The organism is Microbulbifer maximicatervae (SeqCode), assembly GCF_052468095.1.
Genome location: NZ_CP174332.1, coordinates 852,929 through 877,003 on the forward strand (window position 1 = coordinate 852,929; position 24,075 = coordinate 877,003).

22 protein-coding genes are annotated in these 24,075 nt (G+C 50.8%); 11 read left to right on the plus strand and 11 right to left on the minus strand.

Going from position 1 to position 24,075, the window contains the following annotated elements; all coding sequences use genetic code 11:
• The first annotated feature begins 27 nt into the window (after positions 1–27).
• The 3 genes from ACJJIL_RS03670 to ACJJIL_RS03680 all read left to right on the plus strand — a co-directional run bounded on the left by ACJJIL_RS03670 (position 28) and on the right by ACJJIL_RS03680 (position 2,898).
• Positions 28–873: a CsgG/HfaB family protein gene (locus ACJJIL_RS03670; protein ID WP_444918059.1), complete on the plus strand. Its 846-nt coding sequence runs from the start codon at positions 28–30 to the stop codon at positions 871–873.
• 306 nt (positions 874–1,179) lie between these two features.
• A complete protein-coding gene (locus ACJJIL_RS03675) occupies positions 1,180–1,665 on the plus strand; it encodes a hypothetical protein (RefSeq protein ID WP_413665886.1) in 486 nt (161 codons plus the stop codon).
• Between the two features lie 54 nt (positions 1,666–1,719).
• Complete coding sequence (locus tag ACJJIL_RS03680) at positions 1,720–2,898, plus strand: hypothetical protein (protein ID WP_444907429.1); 1,179 nt, start codon at positions 1,720–1,722, stop codon at positions 2,896–2,898.
• A gap of 91 nt (positions 2,899–2,989) precedes the next feature.
• Here the strand turns inward: ACJJIL_RS03680 and holA are convergent, their stop codons facing one another.
• The 3 genes from holA to leuS all read right to left on the minus strand — a co-directional run bounded on the left by holA (position 2,990) and on the right by leuS (position 7,215).
• Positions 2,990–3,994, minus strand: coding sequence for a DNA polymerase III subunit delta (holA, locus tag ACJJIL_RS03685; protein ID WP_445361220.1), 1,005 nt, complete (start codon positions 3,992–3,994; stop codon positions 2,990–2,992).
• Positions 3,995–4,007: 13 nt separating this feature from the next.
• Complete coding sequence (locus tag ACJJIL_RS03690; protein WP_444896284.1) at positions 4,008–4,532, minus strand: LPS-assembly lipoprotein LptE; 525 nt, start codon at positions 4,530–4,532, stop codon at positions 4,008–4,010.
• An 85-nt stretch (positions 4,533–4,617) separates the two neighbouring features.
• On the minus strand, positions 4,618–7,215 hold the full coding sequence (gene leuS / locus ACJJIL_RS03695) for a leucine--tRNA ligase (RefSeq protein WP_445361221.1): 2,598 nt from the start codon (positions 7,213–7,215) through the stop codon (positions 4,618–4,620).
• Positions 7,216–7,376: 161 nt separating this feature from the next.
• Here leuS and ACJJIL_RS03700 point away from each other — a divergent pair, with 161 nt between their 5' ends.
• The 3 genes from ACJJIL_RS03700 to ACJJIL_RS03710 all read left to right on the plus strand — a co-directional run bounded on the left by ACJJIL_RS03700 (position 7,377) and on the right by ACJJIL_RS03710 (position 9,191).
• The gene (locus tag ACJJIL_RS03700) at positions 7,377–7,826 is read left to right on the plus strand and encodes a zinc ribbon-containing protein (protein ID WP_108734284.1); all 450 of its coding nucleotides are present in this window, start codon (positions 7,377–7,379) and stop codon (positions 7,824–7,826) included.
• A gap of 197 nt (positions 7,827–8,023) precedes the next feature.
• Complete coding sequence (locus tag ACJJIL_RS03705) at positions 8,024–8,605, plus strand: YdcF family protein (RefSeq protein ID WP_445361222.1); 582 nt, start codon at positions 8,024–8,026, stop codon at positions 8,603–8,605.
• Positions 8,606–8,777: 172 nt separating this feature from the next.
• Positions 8,778–9,191: a hypothetical protein gene (locus tag ACJJIL_RS03710; protein ID WP_413663111.1), complete on the plus strand. Its 414-nt coding sequence runs from the start codon at positions 8,778–8,780 to the stop codon at positions 9,189–9,191.
• A gap of 10 nt (positions 9,192–9,201) precedes the next feature.
• On the opposite strand, the gene ACJJIL_RS03715 is transcribed toward ACJJIL_RS03710, so the two are convergent.
• From ACJJIL_RS03715 to miaB, 6 genes are all read right to left on the minus strand, one after another.
• The gene (locus tag ACJJIL_RS03715) at positions 9,202–10,119 is read right to left on the minus strand and encodes a TIGR01777 family oxidoreductase (protein ID WP_444940899.1); all 918 of its coding nucleotides are present in this window, start codon (positions 10,117–10,119) and stop codon (positions 9,202–9,204) included.
• 114 nt (positions 10,120–10,233) lie between these two features.
• Complete coding sequence (gene lnt, locus ACJJIL_RS03720; protein ID WP_445361223.1) at positions 10,234–11,799, minus strand: apolipoprotein N-acyltransferase; 1,566 nt, start codon at positions 11,797–11,799, stop codon at positions 10,234–10,236.
• A 70-nt stretch (positions 11,800–11,869) separates the two neighbouring features.
• A complete protein-coding gene (locus ACJJIL_RS03725) occupies positions 11,870–12,766 on the minus strand; it encodes a CorC family transporter (protein WP_413663108.1) in 897 nt (298 codons plus the stop codon).
• Positions 12,767–12,837: 71 nt separating this feature from the next.
• Positions 12,838–13,308: an rRNA maturation RNase YbeY gene (ybeY, locus tag ACJJIL_RS03730; RefSeq protein ID WP_444925759.1), complete on the minus strand. Its 471-nt coding sequence runs from the start codon at positions 13,306–13,308 to the stop codon at positions 12,838–12,840.
• A gap of 16 nt (positions 13,309–13,324) precedes the next feature.
• Complete coding sequence (locus ACJJIL_RS03735; RefSeq protein ID WP_413663106.1) at positions 13,325–14,380, minus strand: PhoH family protein; 1,056 nt, start codon at positions 14,378–14,380, stop codon at positions 13,325–13,327.
• Positions 14,381–14,574: 194 nt separating this feature from the next.
• On the minus strand, positions 14,575–15,942 hold the full coding sequence (miaB, locus tag ACJJIL_RS03740) for a tRNA (N6-isopentenyl adenosine(37)-C2)-methylthiotransferase MiaB (RefSeq protein ID WP_445361224.1): 1,368 nt from the start codon (positions 15,940–15,942) through the stop codon (positions 14,575–14,577).
• A 180-nt stretch (positions 15,943–16,122) separates the two neighbouring features.
• On the opposite strand from miaB, the gene ACJJIL_RS03745 reads away from it, so the two are divergent.
• From ACJJIL_RS03745 to olsF, 3 genes are all read left to right on the plus strand, one after another.
• Positions 16,123–16,455, plus strand: a complete 333-nt coding sequence (locus ACJJIL_RS03745; RefSeq protein WP_172975496.1) for a DUF1820 family protein — start codon at positions 16,123–16,125, stop codon at positions 16,453–16,455.
• Positions 16,456–16,766: 311 nt separating this feature from the next.
• The gene (locus ACJJIL_RS03750) at positions 16,767–17,558 is read left to right on the plus strand and encodes a UDP-2,3-diacylglucosamine diphosphatase (RefSeq protein WP_444896292.1); all 792 of its coding nucleotides are present in this window, start codon (positions 16,767–16,769) and stop codon (positions 17,556–17,558) included.
• On the plus strand, positions 17,555–19,228 hold the full coding sequence (gene olsF, locus ACJJIL_RS03755; protein WP_445361225.1) for a bifunctional ornithine lipid synthase OlsF: 1,674 nt from the start codon (positions 17,555–17,557) through the stop codon (positions 19,226–19,228). Before ACJJIL_RS03750 ends, olsF begins: the two co-directional genes overlap by 4 nt.
• Before the next feature lie 84 nt (positions 19,229–19,312).
• Here olsF and ACJJIL_RS03760 read toward each other — a convergent pair whose 3' ends face one another.
• Together ACJJIL_RS03760 and ACJJIL_RS03765 are read right to left on the minus strand one after the other, a co-directional pair.
• On the minus strand, positions 19,313–20,587 hold the full coding sequence (locus ACJJIL_RS03760) for an aspartate aminotransferase type Ic (protein ID WP_445361226.1): 1,275 nt from the start codon (positions 20,585–20,587) through the stop codon (positions 19,313–19,315).
• A 191-nt stretch (positions 20,588–20,778) separates the two neighbouring features.
• Positions 20,779–21,645, minus strand: coding sequence for a DUF6279 family lipoprotein (locus ACJJIL_RS03765; protein ID WP_444915684.1), 867 nt, complete (start codon positions 21,643–21,645; stop codon positions 20,779–20,781).
• A gap of 262 nt (positions 21,646–21,907) precedes the next feature.
• Here ACJJIL_RS03765 and nagB-II point away from each other — a divergent pair, with 262 nt between their 5' ends.
• On the plus strand, positions 21,908–22,906 hold the full coding sequence (gene nagB-II, locus ACJJIL_RS03770) for a glucosamine-6-phosphate deaminase NagB-II (RefSeq protein WP_445361227.1): 999 nt from the start codon (positions 21,908–21,910) through the stop codon (positions 22,904–22,906).
• Between the two features lie 32 nt (positions 22,907–22,938).
• Positions 22,939–24,069 carry an N-acetylglucosamine-6-phosphate deacetylase gene (gene nagA, locus ACJJIL_RS03775; protein WP_445361228.1) on the plus strand — a complete coding sequence of 377 codons (1,131 nt, stop codon included), beginning with the start codon at positions 22,939–22,941 and terminating at the stop codon, positions 24,067–24,069.
• Positions 24,070–24,075: the final 6 nt, after the last annotated feature.

The window sequence follows — 24,075 nt, forward strand, 5'->3', positions numbered from 1 at the left end:
CAAGCTTAGGTTTTGTGGGGTGGTGCGATGTTATCGAGAATATTTATTCTAATTATTATTTTTAGCATTAGTGGGTGTAGTTCTGTTAAGGAGGCGTTGTTCGGCCCTGGACAACAAAAGGCAACTTTGACGGATAGAATGAGCACCTATTCTGACTTAGTCAGTTTGCCTGCTCCTAGAGGGAAAATAGTTGCAGCAGTGTACGGTTTTAGTGATCAAACTGGACAATATCGGCCAGCGCCCTCCAGCTCATTCTCGACCGCAGTGACTCAAGGGGCTGCAGCTATGCTGGTTCAGGTTCTAAATGAATCTGGATGGTTTGTGACTCTTGAGCGGGAGGGTTTACAAAACCTCTTAACCGAAAGAAAAATAATTAGAGCTGCACTGAAAGAACAGGACAATCCTGCCAGTCCTGTATTCGATCTGCCTTCTCTTATGTCAGCCAATATTATGTTGGAGGGTGGGATAGTCGGTTACGATACAAACATCAAAACAGGGGGTGCGGGGGCACGTTACTTCGGTATCGGTATTTCTGAACAATATCGTGTAGATGAGGTTACTGTAAACCTGCGTGCGGTAGATGTCCGAAGTGGACGAGTTCTAAGTAGTGTTTTAACGAGCAAGAAAATCTTGTCGAGGCAAGTTCAAGGCGATGTTTACACTTTTGTGGAATATAAGCGCTTACTTGAAATAGAGGCTGGGATGACCACGAACGATCCAGCTCAATTATGTGTTCTTTCTGCGATAGAGTCGGCGGTAATTCATCTTATATCCCAGGGAGTTAATGCTAATTTGTGGGCATTGGAAGATAATAGCCAATACCCTATGTCTGTCCTCAGTGAATATTCTGCGACACCAGTAAAAATATTATAAATCTTTAGCGGATATTAAATTTTATTGGCATGTTCATTTAGATGTATATGTAATTTAGCGAAATGGAATTTTATTAAATTATATCTATGTATTTTCATGTTTGTGTGTGTAATTTGGTGGAATTGAACTGTTTTATTTTTTGTGTGTTTTGATTTAAATCACTACCTTAATACAAAAGTTTTACGTTCTTCTTATTCTTTCCGGTTAAATGTAATCTTTCTTCTGATTTAAGATATATTTTTTTTTACCTATAGTGTCCATGTTGTTTCTTATAGTTGTTAACCGTTCTTATTGGAGAGGTGGTTGGTGATTGCTACAGCTAAACGAGTAACGGCAATTTTATTTCTGTTTCTGGTTTTACCGCTTTCGGTGTGCTGGGCTTCTGATTTAGATGACCACAATGAATTGTCTGCGGGGCAGGGTGCTCTGGATCTTCTTTTGTTAAGAAAAGATTCAATTACGGGTAACTTGGCCCAGGTTTCACAAGTAGGTGATTACAACCTTGCTGAAGTTACCCAGTCTGGTCTTTACAACCAGGCTGTCCTGATCCAGGAGGGTGGCTCCAATGCAGCGTTGGTGCAACAAACAGGCGATTCTAATTATGCTGCGATATCGCAGTCAGGAGCCTACAACCAAGCTACAGCGATACAGAATGGCGTAGATAATGTGGCTTTAATTAGCCAGGTTGGTTACGGAAATTCTGCAAACATTATTCAAAATGGTGATGGATTGTTTGGTTATGTCGCGCAGTTCGGTGACGACCATGCGGTGCAACTGGTGCAGTACGATTAAGGCATTGCACTATTTTACTTGTATTTATAATTTTATTCTGAGGGAGATTGATAAATGAAAAAGATTACACTTGCTGCTGCTATTGCTTTGATTGCTGGCGCAGGTCAGGCTGTAGCTGATAATAACTACGGTGATCAGGTTCAGCTCGGCGAAAATAACTCTGCAAATGTATCCCAAGTATATGAGGCTAACAATAATGCTGCCTATCAGTGGCAGGAGGGTAATGATAACGTAGCTGTTGCAGCTCAGGATTATGCTGATGATAACTACATTGATCAGACCCAACTCGGTGACCGTAATGCTGCTTACACCAGTCAGTCCAGCCAAATGGGCAGTGAAGCTTTGACCTACCAGGATGGGGAAGGTAACAATGGAACTATCCACCAGTGGACCGGTTCCTACAATAGTGCCTACGCTGCGCAGTTTGGTAGTGAAAATATGATTCATTTGGATCAGTATACCGACTCTAACTTTAACTATGCCGACATGTATCAAGACGGCAGCGACAACATGGGCGTTCTGCAACAGGAAGGTGACGGTAACTACTTCGTCAGCACCCAGGTTGGAGACAATAACGGTGTTTGGAACAGCACCTGGTACTCCTCATTTGATGGTTTTGTTGGTGGTCAGGTAGGTGACTTCAACGTAGGTACTGTTTTTCAGTCAGGTGCTGAGAACACTGCAAACCTGATGCAGAGTGGTGATATTAACCTGCTCGACCTGTCTCAATCCGGCCTCAGCAACACTGCGACTATCCTGCAGCAAGGTGATGCTAACGCTGCTTTCGGTTACCAATCCGGTGTTAACAACGTTGCCAATATCACCCAGAATGAGACCAATAACTTTGGTGCTATGGCTCAATTTGGCAATGACAATACCGCTAACCTTGTACAAACCGGTGACATGAATAGTGCTGACTTTGGTCAGTATGGCGATGCTAACCTGGCAAATATTGATCAGACAGGCAACAGCAACTACGCCTATGGTTACAGTGCTGGTGTTGCAAATATCGTAGATATTGATCAAGCGGGTGAGTTGAACCTGGCAGAAGTTCACCAAGACTTTGGCGGCGATAACCTGATTACTGTGGCCCAAACTGGCTACGAGCATTCCGCTCACGTTGGACAGGGTGGCTATGAAAATGTTGCCACTGTTAGCCAGAACAGTGCATATAATATGGCTAGCATTGAGCAGGTTGGTGCAAGCAACGTTGCCACCATCACTCAGAACTGATTCTGAAGAGTTTCAGGTATGAAGAAACCGCCCTATTGGGCGGTTTTTTTATATAAAGGTAGAAGCTAATCCTTATCTAAGAGCAGATTGACTAAATGGTTCTCTGCCCGCAAAAATTGAGAGTCAGCTCTAATAGCCCTGTCCATGGAGATTGCTGCCCACTACCACCTTTAATAGAGCTATCTATAGCTCGAGCGCGAATTAATAAGCTTTCCAGTTGCTTCTTATTAAGTCTGTGTAGGGCTCCTTGGACCAATGGCTGTCGCTTTTGCAGCCGAACCAATCTCGCTAGAGGTTGGCCTTGATCAAGTTTTTCCATAATGTCGAGAAGAGTGCGAATTTCTCTTGCTATTGCCCAAAGTACAATGGGTGGTTCAATACCTTCGACCCTCAATCCGTCGAGTGTTTTGACTGCTTTGGCTGAGTTGCCAGAGAGTGCTGTGTCAATTAGGTCAAAAACACTGTAACGGGCGGAGCTGGTAACACTATGCTCCATCATTTCCCGGGTGATTTCTTGCCCGGGGCTGGAAAGCTTAAGTTTTTCTATCTCCTGGCTTGCGGCAAGTAAGTTGCCCTCTACTCTTTCTGCCAGGATTTGTATTGCTTCTGGTTCAGCTGAGAGGCCTGCAGATGCAAGGCGCTGGTTGATCCAGCGGGGCATTTCCTGAATCGTCACAGGCCATACCTGAACCAGTACTCCTGATTGTTCTAGGACTTTGACCCATTTGCTGTTGAGTTGCGATTTATCAAGTTTCGGTAATACCAGTAAAAGCAAAAGATCTTCACTCGCCATTGAAGCAAACTCTTGCAGGGCTTTACTGCCCTTATCCCCGGGTTTACCTCCGGGTAAACGCAGCTCGACAAGTTTTTTTTCTGCGAAAAGAGACATATTTCCGGCTGAAGCAACCAGCGTGTTCCAGTCAAAATTATGCTCTGCGTGAATAAGTTCTCGCTCGGTGAAACCGTGCTTTTTCGCTGTTGAGCGGACTAAATCGCAGCACTCTTGTACTATTAAGGGCTCATCACCAGTGATAATAAAAATTGGCGATAGGCCCTTTTTTAGATTTTGCGATAATTGATGGGGGTTAACGCGCATTAATAAAACTAACCTAGTAGCTCTTTTCTTCTAATGAAGCATTCACATCGATACGCCGTAAGCGATCGATAATGCGCCCAATAAGCTCCCGCTGCATCTCCGCGCGCAAGGTATTTTCCTCTTCACTTTTACTGACAATTTCATCGACATCCCACTCCAAGGTGCGGTAAACATCTGCCTGTGCTTTATTTAGGAGGACTTGGCCTGAAGCTGTGCGTACGCTATAGATTGCACTGGTAATTAATTCGTATTCAGATGCTCGCCCTTCAGAGTCTACAGCTACGGTTAGTTTTCTCTCGGTTTCCTGGTGAATGATGAGTGTATAGTCAGCTTCTGCAGGTGATTCCGCCATAGGCACACCCGCATTATTGAGCAGTCGAGTTAATTGATCTGCGATATCACTGCGAGGGTCTACTGTGGATATATAGAGTGTACTACCGGGAGGAAAATTCTTAGGGGCGCCTCTTAGATGCCAGCCGCAACCGGCAATAGTGATAGCGAGAAGAAAAATAAAGGCTCGAATTGCGATTGTTTTCATAAACTACTTGCCTTGGTCTTGTCGGCTACAGCGAGCTGACTTAAGTGAGCCGGGAGTGAAACTCCCGGCATCATATTGCGGGTCTTTACTTGGCGACAATATTAACCAGCTTGCCAGGTACGACGATTACTTTGCGCACCGTAGCTTCACCGATAAATTTCTGAACGTTCTCATCGGCGAGGGCGAGTTTTTCCAGGCTCTCTTTGTCTGCATCAGCAGGCGCATCCAGTTTTGCGCGTACCTTGCCATTGACCTGGACGACCAAAGTAATCGAGGTGCGCACCAGTGCTTTTTCATCTGCCAGTGGCCAAGGAGAATCGATTAGGGCACTGGTATTCCCGAGAACCTGCCACAATTGGTGACAGATATGAGGAGTAACCGGAGCCAACAGCAAGACGGCGGTCTGTAGGGCTTCTCTCTCTACAGCCAGTCCTTGATCACTGTTGCGATCTGCCAGCTTGCCGACTTCATTGAGCAATTCCATTACTGCTGCGATAGCGGTATTAAAGGTCTGGCGGCGGCCATAGTCATCCCCCACTTTTTGGATGGTTTCGTGGGTTTTGCGGCGCAGCTGCTGTTGCTTGTCATTGAGGGACTGCTGGTCGATCTGTGCTTCACTGGAGCCCGCTGCAATATGGACGTGAACGGTCTTCCAGAGCTTACGCAGGAAGCGGCTGGCACCTTCCACACCGGCATCGTGCCACTCCAAAGTCTGCTCCGGAGGGGCGGCAAACATGGTGAATAGGCGAACGGTATCGGCACCGTACTCCTCAACCGCAGCGTGAGGGTCTATGCCATTGTTCTTGGACTTGGACATCTTTACCACGCCGCCGGCAATAATCTCTTCGCCGGTGGCTCGCTCAATCGCTTTGGTCGGCTTGCCCTTGTCATCGCGCTCAACGTCCACATCGGCGGGGTTGATCCAGGTCTTGTGGCCGTGTTCTTCCTTGTAGAAGGATTCGGCTAACACCATGCCCTGACACAGCAGCTGCTTGAAGGGTTCATCGCTATTGACCAGGCCCTCATCCCGCATCAGCTTGTGGAAGAAGCGTGCATAGAGAAGGTGCAAGATGGCATGTTCAATACCGCCGACATACTGGTCCACTGGCAGCCAGTAGTTGGCGCGGTCAGGGTCCAGCATGCCCTCTTCAAAATCGGGACAGGTATAACGGGCGTAGTACCAGCTAGACTCCATAAAGGTGTCGAAGGTATCGGTTTCACGCTCTACGGGAGTGCCGTTGAGTTCGTCTTTACGCCATTCGGGATCGGCTTTAATAGGTGATTGAACGCCGTCGAGCTCGACATCTTCCGGCAACAGGATCGGCAGCTTGTCTGCGGGTACTGGTATTTCTCCACCGTCGGCCAGGTTGAACATGGGGATGGGCGCACCCCAGTAGCGTTGGCGGGATACACCCCAGTCGCGCAGGCGGTAGTTGGTTTTAACCCGACCCTTACCAGCAGCAATCAGCGCTTCGGAGATCGCAGTAAAGGCGCTATCAAAATCCAGGCCGTCAAAACTGCCGGAATTCACCAATTTGCCTTTCTCTGTATAGGCCTCTTTCTCCAAATCGATAGACTCGCCGTCGGCAGCCTCGATAACCTGGATAACGGGCAGCTGGTATTTTTGCGCAAATTCCCAATCGCGCTGGTCGTGTGCCGGTACTGCCATCACCGCGCCTGAGCCGTAATCCATCAGTACATAGTTAGCCACCCATACGGAGACTTCTTCACCACTGATGGGGTGAATCGCCTTGAGCCCGGTATCCATGCCTTTCTTGTCCATCGTGGCCATATCGGCTTCGGATAGGGACTGCTTTTTGCACTCGGCGATAAAAGTTTTGAGTTCGGGGTTGGACTCGGCAAGTTCCAGAGCGATGGGGTGCTCGGCGGCGAGGGAAACATAGGTAACGCCCATCAGTGTATCCGGACGGGTGGTATACACATCGAAGTGGTCTATGCCCGCAATAGGCTTGGGCAGGGCAAAGCTCAGCTCTACTCCCCGGCTCTTGCCGATCCAGTTGCGCTGCATGGTGCGCACCTGCTCGGGCCACTCGGGCAGTTTGTCCAGGTCTTCGAGCAGCTCTTCGGCATAATCGGTGATCTTGATAAACCACTGGGCCAGCTCGCGGCGCTCAACGGTGGTGCCACAGCGCCAGCAGGCGCCATCTTCGACCTGCTCATTGGCCAGTACGGTCTGGTCGTGGGGGCACCAGTTCACTGCAGAGTTCTTCTTGTAGACCAGGCCTTTTTCGTAGAGGCGGGTGAAGAACCACTGCTCCCAGCGGTAGTAGGTGGGCTGGCAGGTGGCCAGTTCGCGGGACCAGTCAAAGCCAAAACCCAGGGCCTTGAGCTGGCCTTTCATGTACTCGATATTGGCATAGGTCCATTTGGCTGGAGCGGTCTTGTTCTGGATGGCCGCATTCTCTGCAGGCAGACCGAAAGCATCCCAGCCCATCGGGTGCAACACGTTCTTGCCCTGCATGCGCTGATAGCGAGTAATTACATCGGTAATGGTGTAATTGCGCACATGCCCCATGTGTAGCTTGCCGCTGGGGTAGGGGAACATGGATAGGCAGTAGAACTTTTCCCTGCCGGCGTCTTCCTTTACTTCAAAGCTCTTCTCGGCCTCCCAGAATTCCTGGGCGGAAGCTTCGACTGCGGAGGGGTTGTACTGCTCTTCCATCGATTCGGGACCTATACTCTGTGATCAAAATTTGCGGGAAACTGTTCAGTGTTTATTGGGGGATGTGAACGCTTGTCAATCGGTAAAGATTGATCGCGATCAAGTTTCGCTCCCAGTGCATCTTTTACGATGCGTAAACGCGGGATTATAGGAGGGATACCGTGACGAAGGAACCAAAGTTGCCGCCGAAGGACGATCTGATTAATGAGTTTCGCGAAGACTTTGAAGATTTGGTCGAAGGTGAGCTGGCTGTTGAGAATCTCACCGCCAATAAGATGGCATTTTTGCGCGCTTGGCTGAAAGATGACCTGCATCGGGCTGCTGACTATATCCGGGGACTAGGTGGGGAATTGAAGACCCTGGAGGAGCGCAGCGGTGATTGGCTGCTGGATGCGGCGGACCCCACAGAAACCGCCTGGCCAAACTTAATGCGATGCATCAAAGAGGGCAAGCCCTGGGCTTTGGCCGGCGAGTTTGTAGGGCCGGATGAGGAGTTGCAGTGTTTGGGCTGTGGATACCGAGCTATGCCACCGGCAAATACCCAGATCACTCCCTGCCACCGGTGTGGTTATGGGTGCTTTCGCCAGATTGAGGGTGGTCTCGAGTATTGAATGGGCTCTATACGGCGGCGGCCACGCTTCTGATGCCTCCAGCAGCCCCATTGTTGGGGCTGCTAGTTGCATTCCTTTTGCGATTCTCTTCATCCGGGTCCCTGCTTGAGAGATGCTCTCTACCCTTGGCTGTGATTTCCTTTTGTGTGCTTTGGTTAGGGGCGACCCCGGCATTCTCATCCTGGCTTGGGGATCGATTGGGCAAGGTACCTTATCAACCCCATATAAGGCCTGAGGCTGTTGTGATCCTTGGTGCAGGGCGTTATCGCGACAGGTATTCGAATAGGGAGAGACTCTCTGCGGCGAGCCTCGAAAGAGTTGCCGGTGCTGTCGAGCAAGCACCAGAAGAGTTACCGATTCTTGTATCTGGCGGTCGGGTTCACAGCGGAGAGCGGCTGGCAGAGTCTGATTTAATGGCTGCGTTGTTGGAGGAGGAGTTTTCCACTCCGGTCACTTGGCGTGAAGATTGCAGTCGTACTACTGCAGAGAATGCAGTAAATAGTGCTGATATTTTGCACAGTGCTAACGTGAGGTCGGTTTTTTTGGCCACTCACTGGTGGCATATGCCTCGCGCAGCGGAAGTTTTTTCCCGCGCTGGCTTAGAGGTACAGCCCCTGCCGGTTGGGAGTGCCGGAGAGTTGATGCCCCGCGCTCAAACAGGTGTGGGGCGCTGGCTGCCCAATGCTGTCTCCCAGCTGAGGACCCAGGTCTACTGGCGGGAAATACTGGCACGGACCTGGTATCGGTGGAGTTCGCTACCGTCCATCAGAAAATGTTGAAGATGGATAAGGAACTTTTTGATAAATGTAATCTCAGAGGCCTACAGGATTTGAGGGATCAGGCGTCGAGCCCAAATGTTTGAGAGCTCTTGATTGCTAGTTGTACCGGGCTTAGGATGACTGGCGCCACAGGACATACCCATTGATTACCTTTTTATATGGAGTAGCGGCTGTGGATAAGAAACATAACAATAATCGAGATAACCTTATGATGAAGGGCATCCCACTTTCTTTCTCTCCGATACAGTTACATAACCGGTTAAACCGGGCTGTTTGGATTGGCTTCAAGCGGGTTGAGCAAGATGGCCGCACACTGGTTTTTCTGTGTGCCGGTGGCGATAGCGGCGCCCAACTCAGTAAAAATTTTGAGACCTTTGCCGGGCAGATAGTCCGGGAGTTCGGTTTTGCTCCCGCCGAAGTGGAGTTTATCGAGCTGCGTTCAAAAGCCGAGGAGTCCCACTGGTATCGCTGGCATGCCCAGTGGGTGGGGTCTGCGCCAATGGAGTGCCATGGCGACCTGGTGACCAGTGAATCTAGCCGACGCTACTTAGCCCAGGCACTCGAAAGCGATATGGCCGCCGCTTAAATTCATTTGTTCAGGCGCTGGCTTTAGTGGTAGCGCCGTCACCCTTGAGCAGGTCTGAGAGGGCTTGCTCCAGAGTTGGGAATTGGAAGGTATAGCCGGTTTCCAGTGCTGTACAGGGCTCGACCCTATCACTGGCTAGCAGTAACTCATCAGCCATCTCTCCAAAAGCTATCTTTAAAGCCCAGGCCGGTGAGCGTAAAAACGCCGGGCGATGCAGCTCTTTGGCCAGGATTCGGGCAAAGCTGTTGTTGGTTACAGGTTCCGGTGCACTTCCGTTAAATGGACGGCAAAGTTGATTGTCGATGGCGTGTAATATCAGCCCGACTTCGTCTTCTTCGTGAATCCAGCTCATCCAGTGCTCGCCCGAGCCCATGGGGCCGCCAAGCCCGAGCCGAAATGGTGGCAGCATTTGGGGAAGGGCGCCACCGCGCATGGAAAGAACGATAGCTGTGCGGATAATGCCTACCTTAACGCCAGAGTGCTGCAGCGGGAGCGTGGCGGCCTCCCAGTCCCGACACAGCTGTGCGGCAAAGCCCCCTCCTGGAGCGCTGTCTTCTTTCAGTAACTCCCCTCCGCGATTGCCGTAATAGCCGATTGCGGAGCCGGACAAGAAGTAGGATGGCTTGTCTCTTTGGCCCAGGGTCCAGCGAACCAGCTTCTCTGTTGTGTCCAGGCGTGAACTGCGAATCTCAGTGCGATATTTTTCTGTCCAGCGACGGGAGATGGGGGCCCCGGCAAGGTTCACAATAACATCTACGGGCTGGTTTACCTCTGCGGGATCGCGGCAGGCGTTGGCTGATTCGCCACATAAGTTTCGAACCCTGTCCGGATGTCGGCTTAATACCGTAATAGTATTGCCTCGCTCCAGCCAGCGCCGACAAAAGAGTCTGCCTATAAGCCCGGTGCCACCGCTAATCAAGCAATGCATGGGGAATCACCTTGCCTTATATTCGCTAGAAAATTGAATGGAGCATAGCAGTGATATTCAGTGGCGGTAGCTTACCGATGGCCACCCCGGCAGGGAGTGGCCGCGGGGCTTGTTTTAATCGGGTAGCTCGCCACTGAGAGGGGAGTTGGATTGGGGTTCCACCCTACGGCGTAAAAACAGGGCCAGGGCCAGCATTGGGAGCGCCAAGGCAAATACCAATGAGATGCCGGCTAGCATAAACGGGGTGGCGCCACTCATCGCTCTGATATCCCCGGTCATATTCGCGCGCTCGAATTGGGGGAGTTTTTTAATAACCTTCCCCTTGGGGTCCACAATTGCCGTCACACCAGTATTTGTCCCTCTCACCAGGTAGCGACCAGTTTCCAAAGCGCGCATCTGCGCCATTTGCATATGTTGTAGGGGGCCAATAGAGGTCCCGAACCATGCATCATTGCTAATGGTCAGCAAAACCTGGGAAGACAGTGCTGAGTCGGCAACCAGCCTGGGATAGACAACCTCATAGCAGATAAGCGGCGCCCAGCTTGCACCAGCAGCATTGAGTGGTGATTGTTCGTCCGGGCCTGAGCGGATAAAGGAAGTGGGGAGATTAAAAAACTCGATAGTGCCCCGAATAAAATCCTCCAGAGGTACATACTCACCAAAGGGGACCAGGTGGCGCTTGTGATACACGCTGGGGCTCTGGCCAAAAACTGCGGCGGAGTTGTGAATACTCCGCTCCTCCTGTGCCGAACCCCGGGTGTCATAGAGAATACCGGTGATCAAATCGATGTTGGTAGTTTCAGCATTGCGTTGCAGCGCTTGCATAAGGTTGGGGGCTTGCCCGTAGAGCATGGGCAGGGCGGCTTCAGGCCAGATAATAACGTCTACATCCTGGTCGCTAAGGGCGCGAGTACCCTCCTGGTAGCGACTGATAGTTTCCCCGCGAAACTCTGGCAACCACTTCTTTTCCTGAGGAATATTAGCCTGCACCAGCCCAACGCTGATAAGAGGACCTTTTGCGGAGGTCCACTCGACTTGGGAGAGGGCAGCTCCTATTGGCCAGGGGGCCAGTGCCGCAGTGAGTAGAATGATATGGCTGTGTCGCTTGAGCGGGGATAGGCGGCCACTGACACCCAGGGCCAGCGCTGCGCCGGTAAATGCCAATAGCAGGCCTATGCCGTAGACACTCAAAATCGGCGCCCAGCCCGCTAGCCAGGTTTCTGTATGGCCATAGCCGGCGAAGAGCCAGGGGAAACCGGTAAAGGCCCAGCTGCGCAGCCATTCACTGATAAACCACAATGCGGCAAAAGCCAGAGCGAAGCTGAATTTATTATCTGTGAAGCGGCCCAGAATGAAGAAGGGCGCGGCTAACAGCAGCGCCATAATAGCGACGAAGCTTCCGGTGAGGGCCAGTCCTAATGGCACCGATGAGTTGCCAAAATTTGTAATCGAAACGTAGACCCAGGAAGCCCCGCTGGCGAAGAGGCCCAATCCATAGCAGAGGGCGAGCCAGAAGCTTTTGCGACCCGGTAGCACCTGCCCTTTGGCTGCAGAGAGCAGAATCCAGGCGAATAGTGTCAGGGACAGCAGGCCGCATACCCAATAGTTAAATGGGGCAAATGAAAGTGTCATCAACCCGCCAGCTACAACGCTGGCGAGAGGAGAAAATAATCTGCGCATAAAGTTGTTGTCAGGATACCCCGTTCGCTCAGGGTATCAGTGTGTTAAGGCTTGCAGTAATGAGCGGTACTCAGCTGTCTTCTTCTGGCGGTTTGCGCATATGGGCAACCCGCAAAAGGTGTATCTGGCGGCTGTCTGCATAGAGTACCCGGAACATAAAATCACCGAGTCGGGTGACTTCGTCACGGCCCGGCAAATGGCCGAATGACTGCATAATAAGACCGCCGACAGTGTCGAATTCTTCATCACTAAAGGCGCTCTCGAAAAATTCATTGAACTCTTCAATGGGAGTCAGAGCTTTAACGATAAAATCGTTTTCCCCAACTTTACGGATATAGCTATCCGCTTCTTCCTCGTCGGTCTCGTCTTCGATTTCACCGACAATTTCCTCGAGGATATCTTCGATAGTTACAACACCGGATACACCGCCGTACTCGTCTATCACGACCGCCATATGGTAGCGGTTCTCACGGAACTCGCGCAGCAGGATATTGAGGCGCTTGCTCTCGGGAATAATATTGGCGGGGCGGATCAGGTCTTCGAGCTGAAATCCGTCGAAACCTTTCAACAGGAGGGGGAGCAGGTCTTTGGCGAGCAATATTCCGCGTATATCATCGACACTTTCGCCGACGACAGGGAATCGGGAGTGACCCGAATCAATAATTTTGGGGAGGAACTCTTCCGGCTTATCGTGAAGGCCTACCACAACCATTTGCGAGCGTGGAATCATAATCTCGCGGACTTGCTGGCTGGAAACGTCTAGTGCGCCTTCGATAATAGAGAGCGCTTCAGCATCTACCAGCTGATTTTCAGCGGCGTCCTTAATGATGTCCAATAATTCGTCGCGAGACTTGGGTTCAGCTGAAAAGGCGCTGAACAGCTTTTCCAGCCAACTTTTTTCACTCGCGCGGGATTTGCTCGCTGAGTGACTACTTGGGGGCTCGTCTGTGGTCATGGAAGTGGCCATGCTCCGGGGTTCTCTCGTTTGTAGATAAAATTCAGTAGCAGTTTGCCATTACTTCGGTGGTACAGCGGCTATCATCCCACTTCATCCTGTGGGGCGTAGGGGTCTGCAATGCCGAGGTTGGCGAGCAACTTCGTTTCCAGGCTTTCCATAACCTGAGCGTCTGCATCTTCGATATGGTCATAACCTAGAAGGTGCAGTGTGCCATGGACCACCATATGTGCCCAGTGCGCCGATAGTGATTTGCTCTGTTGCTCCGCTTCCAGTTCAACTACTGGGGCACAGATCACAAGATCTCCAAGCATTGGGAGATCCAGCTCCGCAGGGAAATCGGTAGGGAAGGATAAAACATTAGTGGGTTTATCCTTGCCTCGGTACTGGTGATTAAGTTCCTGGCTCTCACTTTCGTCCACGATTCGCACCGACAGTTCCGCTTCGTTGCGGTGGCCGGTCAAAGCCTTGGATACCCAGTTGCTGATAGCCTCATCGGAAGGGATGTCGTGGCAGCGGCTGACCCGCTGCACATCGAGTATTAAATCAGTCATAACTCAGGTGCGGACTCTAAGCGGCATTCTCATCGGCTTTATTGGAAATTCGATCTGCCGAGGCCATTTCCAGCTCAGCTTCATGAATATCGTAGGCCTCCACAATGCGCTGTACGAGGGGGTGGCGAACCACATCCTTGGCTCCAAAGTGGGTAAAGCTGATTCCATTAACTCGCCCCAGTACTCCAACAGCATGGCGCAAACCGGAAGCTTGGCCGCGGGGCAGGTCGACCTGGCTGGGGTCACCGGTAATTACGGCGGTGGAGCCAAAGCCAATCCGCGTGAGGAACATTTTCATCTGCTCGCGGGTGGTATTTTGGCTCTCATCGAGAATAACAAAGGCGTTATTTAGGGTGCGCCCGCGCATATAGGCAAGGGGAGCTACTTCGATAACGTTGCGCTCGATCAGCTTGCCAACAGTCTCAAAACCGAGCATTTCGTAGAGGGCGTCGTAGAGCGGGCGGAGGTAAGGGTCTACCTTTTGGCTCAAGTCACCGGGCAGGAAGCCCAATTTCTCGCCGGCTTCAACGGCGGGGCGGACCAGGAGGATTCGCTCAACTTCATCCTTGAGCAGAGACTCCACAGCACAGGCTACTGCCAGGTAGGTTTTACCGGTACCGGCGGGTCCGATACCGAAATTGATATCATTGGTCTGCACAGCGCGAACGTATTTACGCTGATTGAGCCCTCTGGGGCGTACCGAGCACTTCTTAGTGCGAATCAGTACTACTTGGTCAGCTTCGCTGGAGTCACCGCTACCATCCTGGCCGGTGAGCTCTTCAACCCCCGCTTGCTGCAGAGCCAGGTGAATCTCATCTGGAGTGAGATAGTCCTTGGTACCGGTTTCCTTGTAGAGCCTACTGAGTAGTTCGCCAGCGGCACGCGCCGATTTGGCATCGCCAAAAAATGAAAACTGGTTGCCGCGATTTCGAATTTCGATATCCAGGCGCTGTTCTATTTGGCGTAGGTGTTGGTCGAACTGACCGCAGAGATTGGCGAGACGGCGTGCGTCGTTGGGCTCGAGAGTGATGCTGTGAGCGAGGGTTTGTGTTTCCAAATTGGTTTCCGGCACCTTTAATCCAGGGGTTATATTGCTAGGGTATACCCATTTTCCCTAAAGGGGAAAGAGGTGATTCCTACAAATAGGTTCTAACTTTACCTGATTTTAATTACGGGGCGTAATTTGGGGGGTAAGTTGAGCCTAATTTGGCGGCAGGATGTGCTTTCGAAGTACATCTTGCCGCTATTTGAGGTAATCACAAAGTCTTAGAACAGGTCTTCTTCCAGCTCAGATGTGACAAAAGTACCGCGCAGGGAGTTTGGCAGGGCCTCTTCAATCACAACATCGGCAAATTTACCGATCAGGGCGAGGTCGTCCGCACGGAAGTTGACTACCCGGTTGTTCTCGGTGCGGCCTTGCAGCTGTCCGGGGTCCTTTTTGGAAACGCCGGTTACCAGCACACGCTCGGTGTTGCCAACCATGCGGCGTGCAATAGCTGCAGCCTGCTGGTTAATCCGCGCTTGCAGCAGCTGTAGGCGCTGCTTTTTCAGCTCTTCCGGCGTGTCATCGGCCAAGTCGGCAGCCGGAGTGCCTGGGCGAGGGGAGTATATAAAGCTGAAGGATATATCGAAGCCCACGTCCTGGATCAGGTTCATGGTCGCTTCAAAGTCCCTGTCAGTTTCGCCGGGGAAGCCGATAATAAAGTCTGAAGACAGGCAGATATCCGGGCGAATTTTCTTCAAGCGGCGGATCTTGGATTTGTACTCCAGGGCGGTGTGGCCGCGTTTCATTGCCATCAGAATGCGGTCGGAGCCACTCTGTACGGGCAAATGAAGGTGACTAACCAGTTCTGGTACCTGTCCGTAGACATCGATCAGCGCATCGGAGAACTCTACCGGGTGAGAGGTGGTATAGCGGATACGGTCGATGCCATCAATCGCTGCCACATAGGTGATCAGCTCGGCGAAATCCACTTCGTGGCCATCTTCTCCCGTAGCGCGGTAGGCGTTTACGTTTTGCCCAAGCAGGTTTACCTCGCGGACACCCTGGTCTGCCAGGTGGGCGATCTCTTCGAGTACATCGGCCACAGGGCGGCTGACTTCTTCGCCACGGGTGTAGGGAACTACGCAGAAAGTACAGTACTTGGAGCAGCCTTCCATAATAGAGACAAATGCGGTGGCGCCGTCGGCCTCTGGCTGGGGCAGGCGATCAAACTTCTCGATCTCCGGGAAGCTCACATCGACGATAACTGCGCCGCTTTTTTGCTCCTTGGTCTCCATCATCTCCGGCAGGCGATGCAGGGTCTGGGGGCCAAAGATCAAGTCTACATGGGGCGCGCGCTTGGCAATCGCCTCGCCTTCCTGACTGGCTACACAGCCGCCAACACCAATCACCAGGTCGGGATTTTTTTCCTTCAGGTGCTTCCAACGGCCCAGCTGGTGGAACAGCTTTTCCTGGGCTTTCTCGCGGATAGAACAGGTGTTGACCAATAGTACATCCGCCTCGTCGGGATCGTCGGTAGGTACCATGTCGTGGGACTCGCCGAGCAGATCGCGCATCCTCGCGGAATCGTACTCATTCATTTGGCAGCCGTGGGTCTTAATATATAGCTTTTTCACCGATGTTTCGGACATATCGCGCCTGGTTAAAAACTGGTCAACAATTAGGGTGGGGCATTATAGCGATACGACCCGGCACTGCATAGATGGCTATATTAGCTGTTGCGAACCTGTGCTATTCTTGCGCGCTTTTTCGGGCTTTGCCCGTTCTTTGATCAATTTGAGCTTCGGGGTCATCCCCATCCTGAGAGACTTATGGCCAACCCGATTTATAAAGTTATTTTCCACAATCAAAACCAAGTGTACGAACTCTACGCTCGGGCCATCTATCAAAGTGATATGTACGGCTTTATCGAGGTGGAGGAGTTTGTATTTGGGGAAAAGGCTCAGCTTGTGGTCGATCCCAGTGAGGAAAAGCTGAAAACCGAATTTGCTTCGGTAACCCGTTCCTATATTCCGATGCACAGCATCGTGCGTATCGATGAAGTGGAAAAAGAGGGCACCGGCAAGATTGTTGAAGTAAAGGGTGACAAAGTTGCCAAGTTTCCTTTTGCCCCGCCTATCCGTCATCCCCAGGACACAGAGTAAGCTTTATTTTTACTCTGAATCAGGCCGGGCTCTATGCCCGGTTTTTAGCGCCAAAATCATCCGCTGCACCTTTTTTTCCTCTGCAATATAAGCTTCAATAAAAATCCTCCTGACTGTCATCAAATCGCTGCAAAGTGGTTGCGCTGACGATCAACGCCGTTCTGTATTTAGTTGATCTCAATTTGCTAGCAAGAGAGCAAATACGGATTTATCGATTTTTCTCAAGTTAGCTCAAGCGACGACCTATATTTTTGCCGCGTATCTGTCCTGATTTTTATGGGTTGATAACTGGTACAGACTGGAACTTTGCTATGAGCAATCGCTATCGCGCACTGTGGATTTCCGATGTCCATTTGGGCAGCAGAGACAGTGAGCCCCATCGACTTGCAGATTTTCTGGCTCAGAATCGCGCCGATACGGTCTATCTGGTTGGGGATATTTTTGATATGCAGGCACTCGCTCAAGGACGGGGTACATGGTGCCAGGCCTCTTCGCTGCTACTGGAAATGCTTTCCGAATTAAGTAGCCTGACGCCTGAAGTCATTTATATTCCTGGAAATCACGACGCTCCAATGCGCAGCTGGGCCGGAAAGCGGCTCGGCAATATCCGAATTGAAAAAGACTATATCCACACCGCTTCCAATGGGCGCCGCTTTTGGGTAACCCACGGCGATCAGTTTGAACACCGAATTAAAATAAATCCAATCAGTTACCATATCGGCGATCGTAGTTATTACCTGATGCTGCGCTTTAATCGCTGGATCAATTATTGGCGCAATCGGTTTAACAAGCCTTGGTGGTCGCTGGCCAGCCAAATAAAAAATCGTGTGGGTGCCGCTCGACAAATGATGAGTGATTTTGAGGATGTCGCCACCCGTGAAGCGATATCGCGGGGATTCGATGGTGTTATTTGTGGCCATATCCATAGGCCTGCCCTTAGAAATAAAACAGTGTGTGGGGATGCTGTGACCTATGCGAATTGTGGTGATTGGGTCGACTCTATGAGTGCGGTTGTAGAACAACAGGATGGCAATTTAGATCTTTTACATTGGTATCGGACTCCAAAAATTGCCAGCATAATGACAGAGGTGGTTGCGGCATGATTCATCTTGAGACTCTTTTGCAGAAAAACGCCTGGTACAGCGCGGCACCACAAAAAACCACGCGAAAATTGGTTTCTGCCACAGTAAAGAAAATCTGTTGTGAGGAGCAGCTACAGGAATTTACCAGCAGTTACCCCCATCTTGGCGGCCTGGATTTTATTCGCCAGGTATTCGATGACTTGAATTTTCGCTACGAATTAAATCCATCAGAGTTGGCTCGGGTTCCCACTAGTGGGCCGCTGGTGATTGTGTCTAATCACCCCTTAGGAAGCCTGGATGGTCTCGCTCTGATTGATATGGTGGCGCGGGTACGGAAAGATGTTCGAGCTGTCGCGAGCCAATTATTATGGAACATAAAATCCCTGCGCCCCTGTTTATTGCCCGTAGATAACTTTAATGGGCGTACCCGTCGAGCCGATATTGAAGGTATTTATAGCCATTTAGATGACGGGGGAGCGATTATCATTTTCCCGGCGGGCGAAGTATCCAGGCTCACCCCCCATGGGGTTCGGGATGGACGCTGGAATTCAGGCTTTGCCCGTTTTGCGGAAAAAACCAATGCGCCGATATTGCCGGTGCAGGTTTTAGGGAGGAATTCCTGGTGGTTCTATGGCCTCTCCATGTTGAACAAGCCCCTCTCGACTTTATGGTTGATTAGGGAGATGTTTAAACAGGCCAGCCGCAGTATCGATATTCGTATAGGACGTCCCCTGGAAGCGGAACACTTTCGTAGCTGGCCGCTAACACCCCGCGCCAAGGCTGCCTTGTGGCGTAAACATGTCTACCAATTACATCGTTCGCCCGCCCCTCTGGGGCCGGAATTAATTGTTGAAGCTGAGCCAAAAGCCGATGTAGCGCGAGTGGTTGAGTCCTGTGTATCACTCTCTGAACTGGGTAATTTTTCTGTGCGTTTATATCGGCAGAAAGCAGATTGCCCCGTCATGCGGGAATTGGCCAGAGTGAGGGAGATTGCCTTTCGATCAGTGGGGGAAGGGACCGGGCAGAGCCGGGATTGGGATGCGTTTGATGCTCATTACGACCATCTATTGTTGTGGGATGCAGAAAATCGACAGATTGCAGGAGCTTACCGCATTGCAGCGACCGAGGCGCTCTCGGATGATCAGATATACAGCAGTACGCTATTTAATTACCCGCAGCCTCCTCAGCAGTGCCTGCCAGATTCTGCAGAGCTAGGGCGTAGCTTCCTACTGCCGGAATATTGGAGAGGGCGCGGGTTAGACCTGCTCTGGTGTGCTATTGGACAGTGGGTATTGCGCAATAAGGTACGCTACCTATTTGGCCCAGTGTCTATGCCCGGTACATTTTCCGTGAGAGCGAAGTCCGTTATTGTGCGCTATTTTTCCCATTATTTTGCTCCTGAAAACTCCTTGGGGGATGCTCGACTGCCATTTCCGGAAGCACAATCTGAACTGCCTGAATTACTAGGGGATTCGGTGTCAGATATGCGTCAATTGAAGCATATTTTGCGTGAGGAGGGCGTTATGCTACCTCCCCTATTTAAAAAGTATGCCTCTGTTACTAAAACGGGAGGGACCAGTTTCCACGCCTTTAATATTGACCCGGATTTTTGCGATGCTGTGGATGGGCTGGTCGTTGTTGATTTATCAAAAGTGGACGAGAAGTTTGCTAAACGTTATTTATCCAGCTGACTTAGAAGCGACTCTTTATGAAAAAGGCAGCGTAAAGCTGCCTTTTTTGATGATTCAGGAAATCTCACTTGGCATTTTGGATGGTTAAATTTTGCCAAGCTTTTTACGTAGACTCACCAGTTTGACACAGAGGACGAAAACAGACATTGCGGTATCCAGTTCTTCCAGCGGTGGGAAACTGGGTGCAATACGAATATTGCTGTCCTCAGGGTCCTTACCATAAGGGAAGGTAGCGCCGGCAGGTGTTAATTTCACTCCGGCATCCGCAGCCATTTTAACCACTGCTTTTGCGCAACCGGGAAGGGTATTAAAGGAAACAAAATAACCCCCTTCGGGTTTTTCCCAAGTACCCATATCTGCATCGGTGAGGGCATTATGTAAATGCTCCAGAACACACTCGAACTTCGGGCGAAGAACATCTGCATGTTTATGCATGTGTTCTGTCAGGCTGGTGTATTCGGTAAAAAATCTCGAGTGACGCAATTGGTTGACTTTGTCAGGACCAATGGTCATTGCCTGCATTTGGCCTTTGAGGGAATCGAGATTTGCCTGGCTGGCGCTCACAAACGCAACGCCTGCGCCAGCGTGGGTGACTTTTGAAGTTGAGGCAAACTGTATTACGGAGTCTGCAGTATCATTTTCCAGGGTTGCTGTGCGAATATTTGGCAGATTTACATAGTTGCCAATGTCGTGCACCGAATAGGCATTGTCCCAAAATATCCGGAAGCCGGCGCCGGAAAATTGTCCCAGCTGCGCCAATCTTTCTACAGTTTCCTTGCTGTAAGTGGCTCCTGTTGGATTTGAAAACTTGGGCACACACCAGATACCAACAATCTCTGCGTCTTCACGCACGAGCTTTTCCACAAGCTCCATGTCGGGCCCCTGCTCTCCCATGGGCACGTTAATCATCTCGATACCCAGCTGCTCACAGATCGTAAAATGGCGGTCATAGCCGGGAACAGGGCAGAGAAATTTGGGAGCTTTTAATTCGCGCCAGGGGGTAGTGCCCGCAAAGCCGAACAGGTAACCGGTGACTAGGGCGTGATACATCAGTGTGAGAGAGCTGTTGCCTCCGGCAATCACTTCGTTGACCGGCACTTGAAGCATTTCGGCTCCCAGCTCCCTTGCGCAGGTCAGGCCGATTAAGCCACCGTAGTTGCGAGTGTCGGTACCGTCTGCCGCTCGATAGTCACCGGAGAGAATTCCATCAAGTTTATCGGAAAGTTTTAATTGCTCCGCCGAGGGCTTTCCACGTGTGATATCCAGGCTTAACTCGTGTTGACAGATCTTGTTGTAGTGAGCGCTTAATTCTTTTTCCCACTCGATCAATTGTTCCTGTGTGGCGGATTCGATATGCACTTGAATTCCCCTGGCTGGTAATGTGAGTTGGCGAGCTTATCAGCCTTAGGTCGCTTTCGTCAGCAGGAAATCACACATGATTATTAGTTTCTCTTGAATCTATTGCGTGGAATTTATCCTGGATACGCTAGATTTTTGAGGTGTCATGTCGTTCATTAGTTCGGCGGTGGTGTTGGGATCTGGGCTTCTGATTATTGGCTGGCTAGAGAGCGGAAGTCCTGGGCATAGTCGCGCAGAGTTTTGCTTAGATGACGGCGTTGTGTGGGGCTGGTACTGGATAGAATTTGTTCTCCCAGTTCGCGAGCTTGGGTTTTGCGCTGCTCTTGCGCCTTGCGATATTCGTCGGACCAAAGTTGGTCTGGGTTTTCCAGCAGACCGCGCAACTGTTGTTGGTATCCATCAGGCTTCTGTCGGAGAAGCTCAATGGCATGTTGCTGCCAAATCATATGTTGTTCGTTACGTAATACAGGGTTGTACTCTACCTGCTTTACCCAGGCTGCGATCAGCTGCTTTTGTTGCTCGGTTAAACTTCCCAGCCATCGCCTGCTCTCCCGGCGAATTTGCCGATCGCGGTGTCGTTGTATTTTCCACGGCGAGCGCTGCCATTTTTCCAGTGTTTTCTGCTGCTTTTTGGCCAAGTTGTGTTGCAGGCGATCAATCTGTTGTGGCGTTAACTGCGCCACAATAGGAAGCATTAAGTTGAAGGCGTTGTTACTGGCGCTTTCGATGAAGTGGTACACCTCTTTTTCAACCGGAGCCAGCTGAGGATTCTCAAGTTGGCCTTGATCTACTTTATCTGCCAGTTGGCTCAGGAAATCGGCATATTTTGGTAGCTGTGTTTGGCGGTGCCAGTGAAAGAAGCTGTTTAGAGCCCCTTGAAACTCCAGCTCTTGCTGGGAATTTAAGTCGACATAGTCACGAAGCTTCCAGCGTATCCAATAATCAATGTTGTTATAGGCGAATTGTATGCTGGAGCAGCTGCTCAGTAAGCTCGCAACTACAAGGAGAATGATTAAACGCCATTTTTGTGTGGTGTAACTGCCCGGGGTTTGGGGCATTGATCCTTCCTGTAGATATGATCGACAGCAACTGATAGGGGTGCCTTAAGCATAGATTAAAAAGGTATACCCAATTCCAGTTTTGTTGTGACAGTAATGGGGTATCGGGTTGGCGAGCTAGTGGGCGTTTGAAAACAAAGCAGGACGATTAATGGCGTCAATTAACCGAGGTGAAGTACTGCTGGGCATAGACTGATTGATGGAGCTCGGTATTAATGTGAGAACTGGGTTCATATTTTGAGTGAGTCAGGTAGGAAGTATTATGGTTACCACGGTCATGGAGGCTGAGGCTCGTGAGGCGCCGGATAGGATTGCTGAACAGCTGCATTCCAATGCCAATATAATGTCCCATCTGGGAGAGCGGCTGCGCCAGAAGCCTCCTCGTTTTGTGATGATTGTGGGGAGGGGTTCTTCTGATCATGCGGGCGTCTTTGCCAAGTATCTGATAGAGATTGAAACTGGTACCCCTACTTTTGCTGCCGCACCGTCGGTCTCCAGTGTTTATGGTCGCAAATTAAAGCTCGATGAGGCCCTGGTTATCGTCATTTCCCAGTCTGGGAGAAGCCCAGATATTCTGACTCAGGCCCGCATGGCGAGAGAGCAGGGGGCTTATACAGTCGCTTTGCTTAACGATGAAGATGCGCCGATTAAAGATGTGGTTGATCTGGTAATTCCCTTAAAGGCTGGCCCGGAAAAAGCGGTTGCAGCTACGAAAAGTTATCTGGCGACCCTATCTGCGATACTGCAGATGGTCGCCAGTTGGACGCAGAATCCCGCTCTTTGTAATGCTCTGGGAAAGTTGCCGGAAACTTTGAGATCTGCGGTGCGGGCAGAAATTCAATTGCGTCCGGAAAACCTGGCCTCGATACAAAACTTGGTAGTTTTGGGGCGGGGTCCCGGTTATGGGATTACCCGGGAACTGGCGCTGAAGTTAAAAGAAGTTTGCAATATCCATGCGGAGTCCTATTCCAGTGCGGAATTCTTGCACGGCCCCGTTACGCTGGTGGAAGGGAAATTGACAGTGGTGAATGTTCCAATCGAGGATGAGTCATTCCCCACACACAGCCAGCAGATCGATGAAATTCGACGGCGTGGGGCGGCTCTGATTAATTTGCATGTGCCGAGTAAGGGGGTTCACCCGAGGGTGGCTCCACTGGCGCTGTTGCAGCGTTTTTATATCGATGTGGCCCACGTGGCGGTAAGTCGGGGGATTAATCCCGATGAGCCGGCGGGTTTAAAGAAAGTTACTCAGACAGTCTGAATAAAACAGAAAATAGTATTTGGGAGGGGGAAGTGGGGGTTATCCTGATTGCTGAAAAGCTATTTGATGGCGAGCGCATACTTGCAGATGTTGCTATCACCATTGGAGATAGCGGACTGATTTCCGCAGTGGGTGGGGGTGTGAGTTCCGATGCTGAGCGCTTACCGGGTTTGTTGGTGCCGGGCTTTATTGATATCCAGGTCAATGGTGGTGGTGGTGTACTGTTTAATCAGGAGCCCTCAGTTAATGCGCTTCAGAAAATAAGCGAAGCCCATAGTCAGTTTGGTACCAGTGCTTTCCTGCCCACCTTGATTACGGATAGCTTTCCAGTGATGCAGCAGGCAGCCGATGCGGTAAGTGGGGCCTTGTCCAGCGGTGTTCCGGGTGTGATTGGAGTACATTTTGAGGGGCCGCATTTAAGTGAGGCCAAAAAGGGTACCCATGAAGGAGGGTTTATCCGCTCTTTGAGTCATGAGGAACTCTCCCTCTACGCCCGGGAAGACCTGGGAATCCGCTTGGTCACTCTGGCGCCAGAGTGTGTATCGGTATCCGATATCCGAAAGTTGGTTTCCCTGGGGGTTCATGTTTGTCTCGGCCATTCGAATGCGAGTGCTGAAGTTGTTGAAGCTGCGTTGGATGCTGGAGCGACAGGATTTACCCACTTATACAATGCAATGTCCCCGCTTCATTCGCGTGAGCCGGGTATGGTGGGTACAGCTCTGATCCGGGATGATGCCTGGTGTGGATTAATTGCCGATGGCCACCATGTCAGTACCGGCGCTATGGCGTTAGCTTTGAAAGCAAAACCTCGCGGTAAGTTGTTACTGGTAAGCGATGCAATGTCGCTAGTGGGCAGTGATGCCACCAGTTTTCCCCTATTTGATCGAGTGGTTACACGAGAAGGGGATAAACTGACCTCCAGTACCGGAGAATTAGCGGGTTCTCACTTGGATATGATCGGCGCGGTTAAAAATATCCGCGACTGGTGTGGGGTTGAATTGCCGGAAGCACTGCGCATGGCAAGTTTGTATCCGGCGCAGTTCCTTGGTCTGGGAGCAGGTGTAATCACTGAAGGGGCCCGAGCGGATATGGTTTTATTAGGTGAGGATCTGCAAGTGAATAGGACCTGGAGCCTGGGGCGTGAAATTTATCGACGAAATTAACTTTCC

Bases quoted from the DNA above. Each gene is read 5' to 3' on its own strand.
- holA (WP_445361220.1), bottom strand. From the start codon at position 3,994: ATGCGCGTTAACCCCCATCAATTATCGCAAAATCTAAAAAAGGGCCTA.
- olsF (WP_445361225.1), top strand. From the start codon at position 17,555: ATGATTCATCTTGAGACTCTTTTGCAGAAAAACGCCTGGTACAGCGCG.
- leuS (WP_445361221.1), bottom strand. From the start codon at position 7,215: ATGGAAGAGCAGTACAACCCCTCCGCAGTCGAAGCTTCCGCCCAGGAA.
- nagB-II (WP_445361227.1), top strand. From the start codon at position 21,908: ATGGTTACCACGGTCATGGAGGCTGAGGCTCGTGAGGCGCCGGATAGG.
- ACJJIL_RS03690 (WP_444896284.1), bottom strand. From the start codon at position 4,532: ATGAAAACAATCGCAATTCGAGCCTTTATTTTTCTTCTCGCTATCACT.
- ybeY (WP_444925759.1), bottom strand. From the start codon at position 13,308: ATGACTGATTTAATACTCGATGTGCAGCGGGTCAGCCGCTGCCACGAC.
- ACJJIL_RS03680 (WP_444907429.1), top strand. From the start codon at position 1,720: ATGAAAAAGATTACACTTGCTGCTGCTATTGCTTTGATTGCTGGCGCA.
- ACJJIL_RS03745 (WP_172975496.1), top strand. From the start codon at position 16,123: ATGGCCAACCCGATTTATAAAGTTATTTTCCACAATCAAAACCAAGTG.
- ACJJIL_RS03715 (WP_444940899.1), bottom strand. From the start codon at position 10,119: ATGCATTGCTTGATTAGCGGTGGCACCGGGCTTATAGGCAGACTCTTT.
- ACJJIL_RS03765 (WP_444915684.1), bottom strand. From the start codon at position 21,645: ATGCCCCAAACCCCGGGCAGTTACACCACACAAAAATGGCGTTTAATC.
- miaB (WP_445361224.1), bottom strand. From the start codon at position 15,942: ATGTCCGAAACATCGGTGAAAAAGCTATATATTAAGACCCACGGCTGC.
- ACJJIL_RS03670 (WP_444918059.1), top strand. From the start codon at position 28: ATGTTATCGAGAATATTTATTCTAATTATTATTTTTAGCATTAGTGGG.
- ACJJIL_RS03750 (WP_444896292.1), top strand. From the start codon at position 16,767: ATGAGCAATCGCTATCGCGCACTGTGGATTTCCGATGTCCATTTGGGC.
- lnt (WP_445361223.1), bottom strand. From the start codon at position 11,799: ATGCGCAGATTATTTTCTCCTCTCGCCAGCGTTGTAGCTGGCGGGTTG.
- ACJJIL_RS03725 (WP_413663108.1), bottom strand. From the start codon at position 12,766: ATGGCCACTTCCATGACCACAGACGAGCCCCCAAGTAGTCACTCAGCG.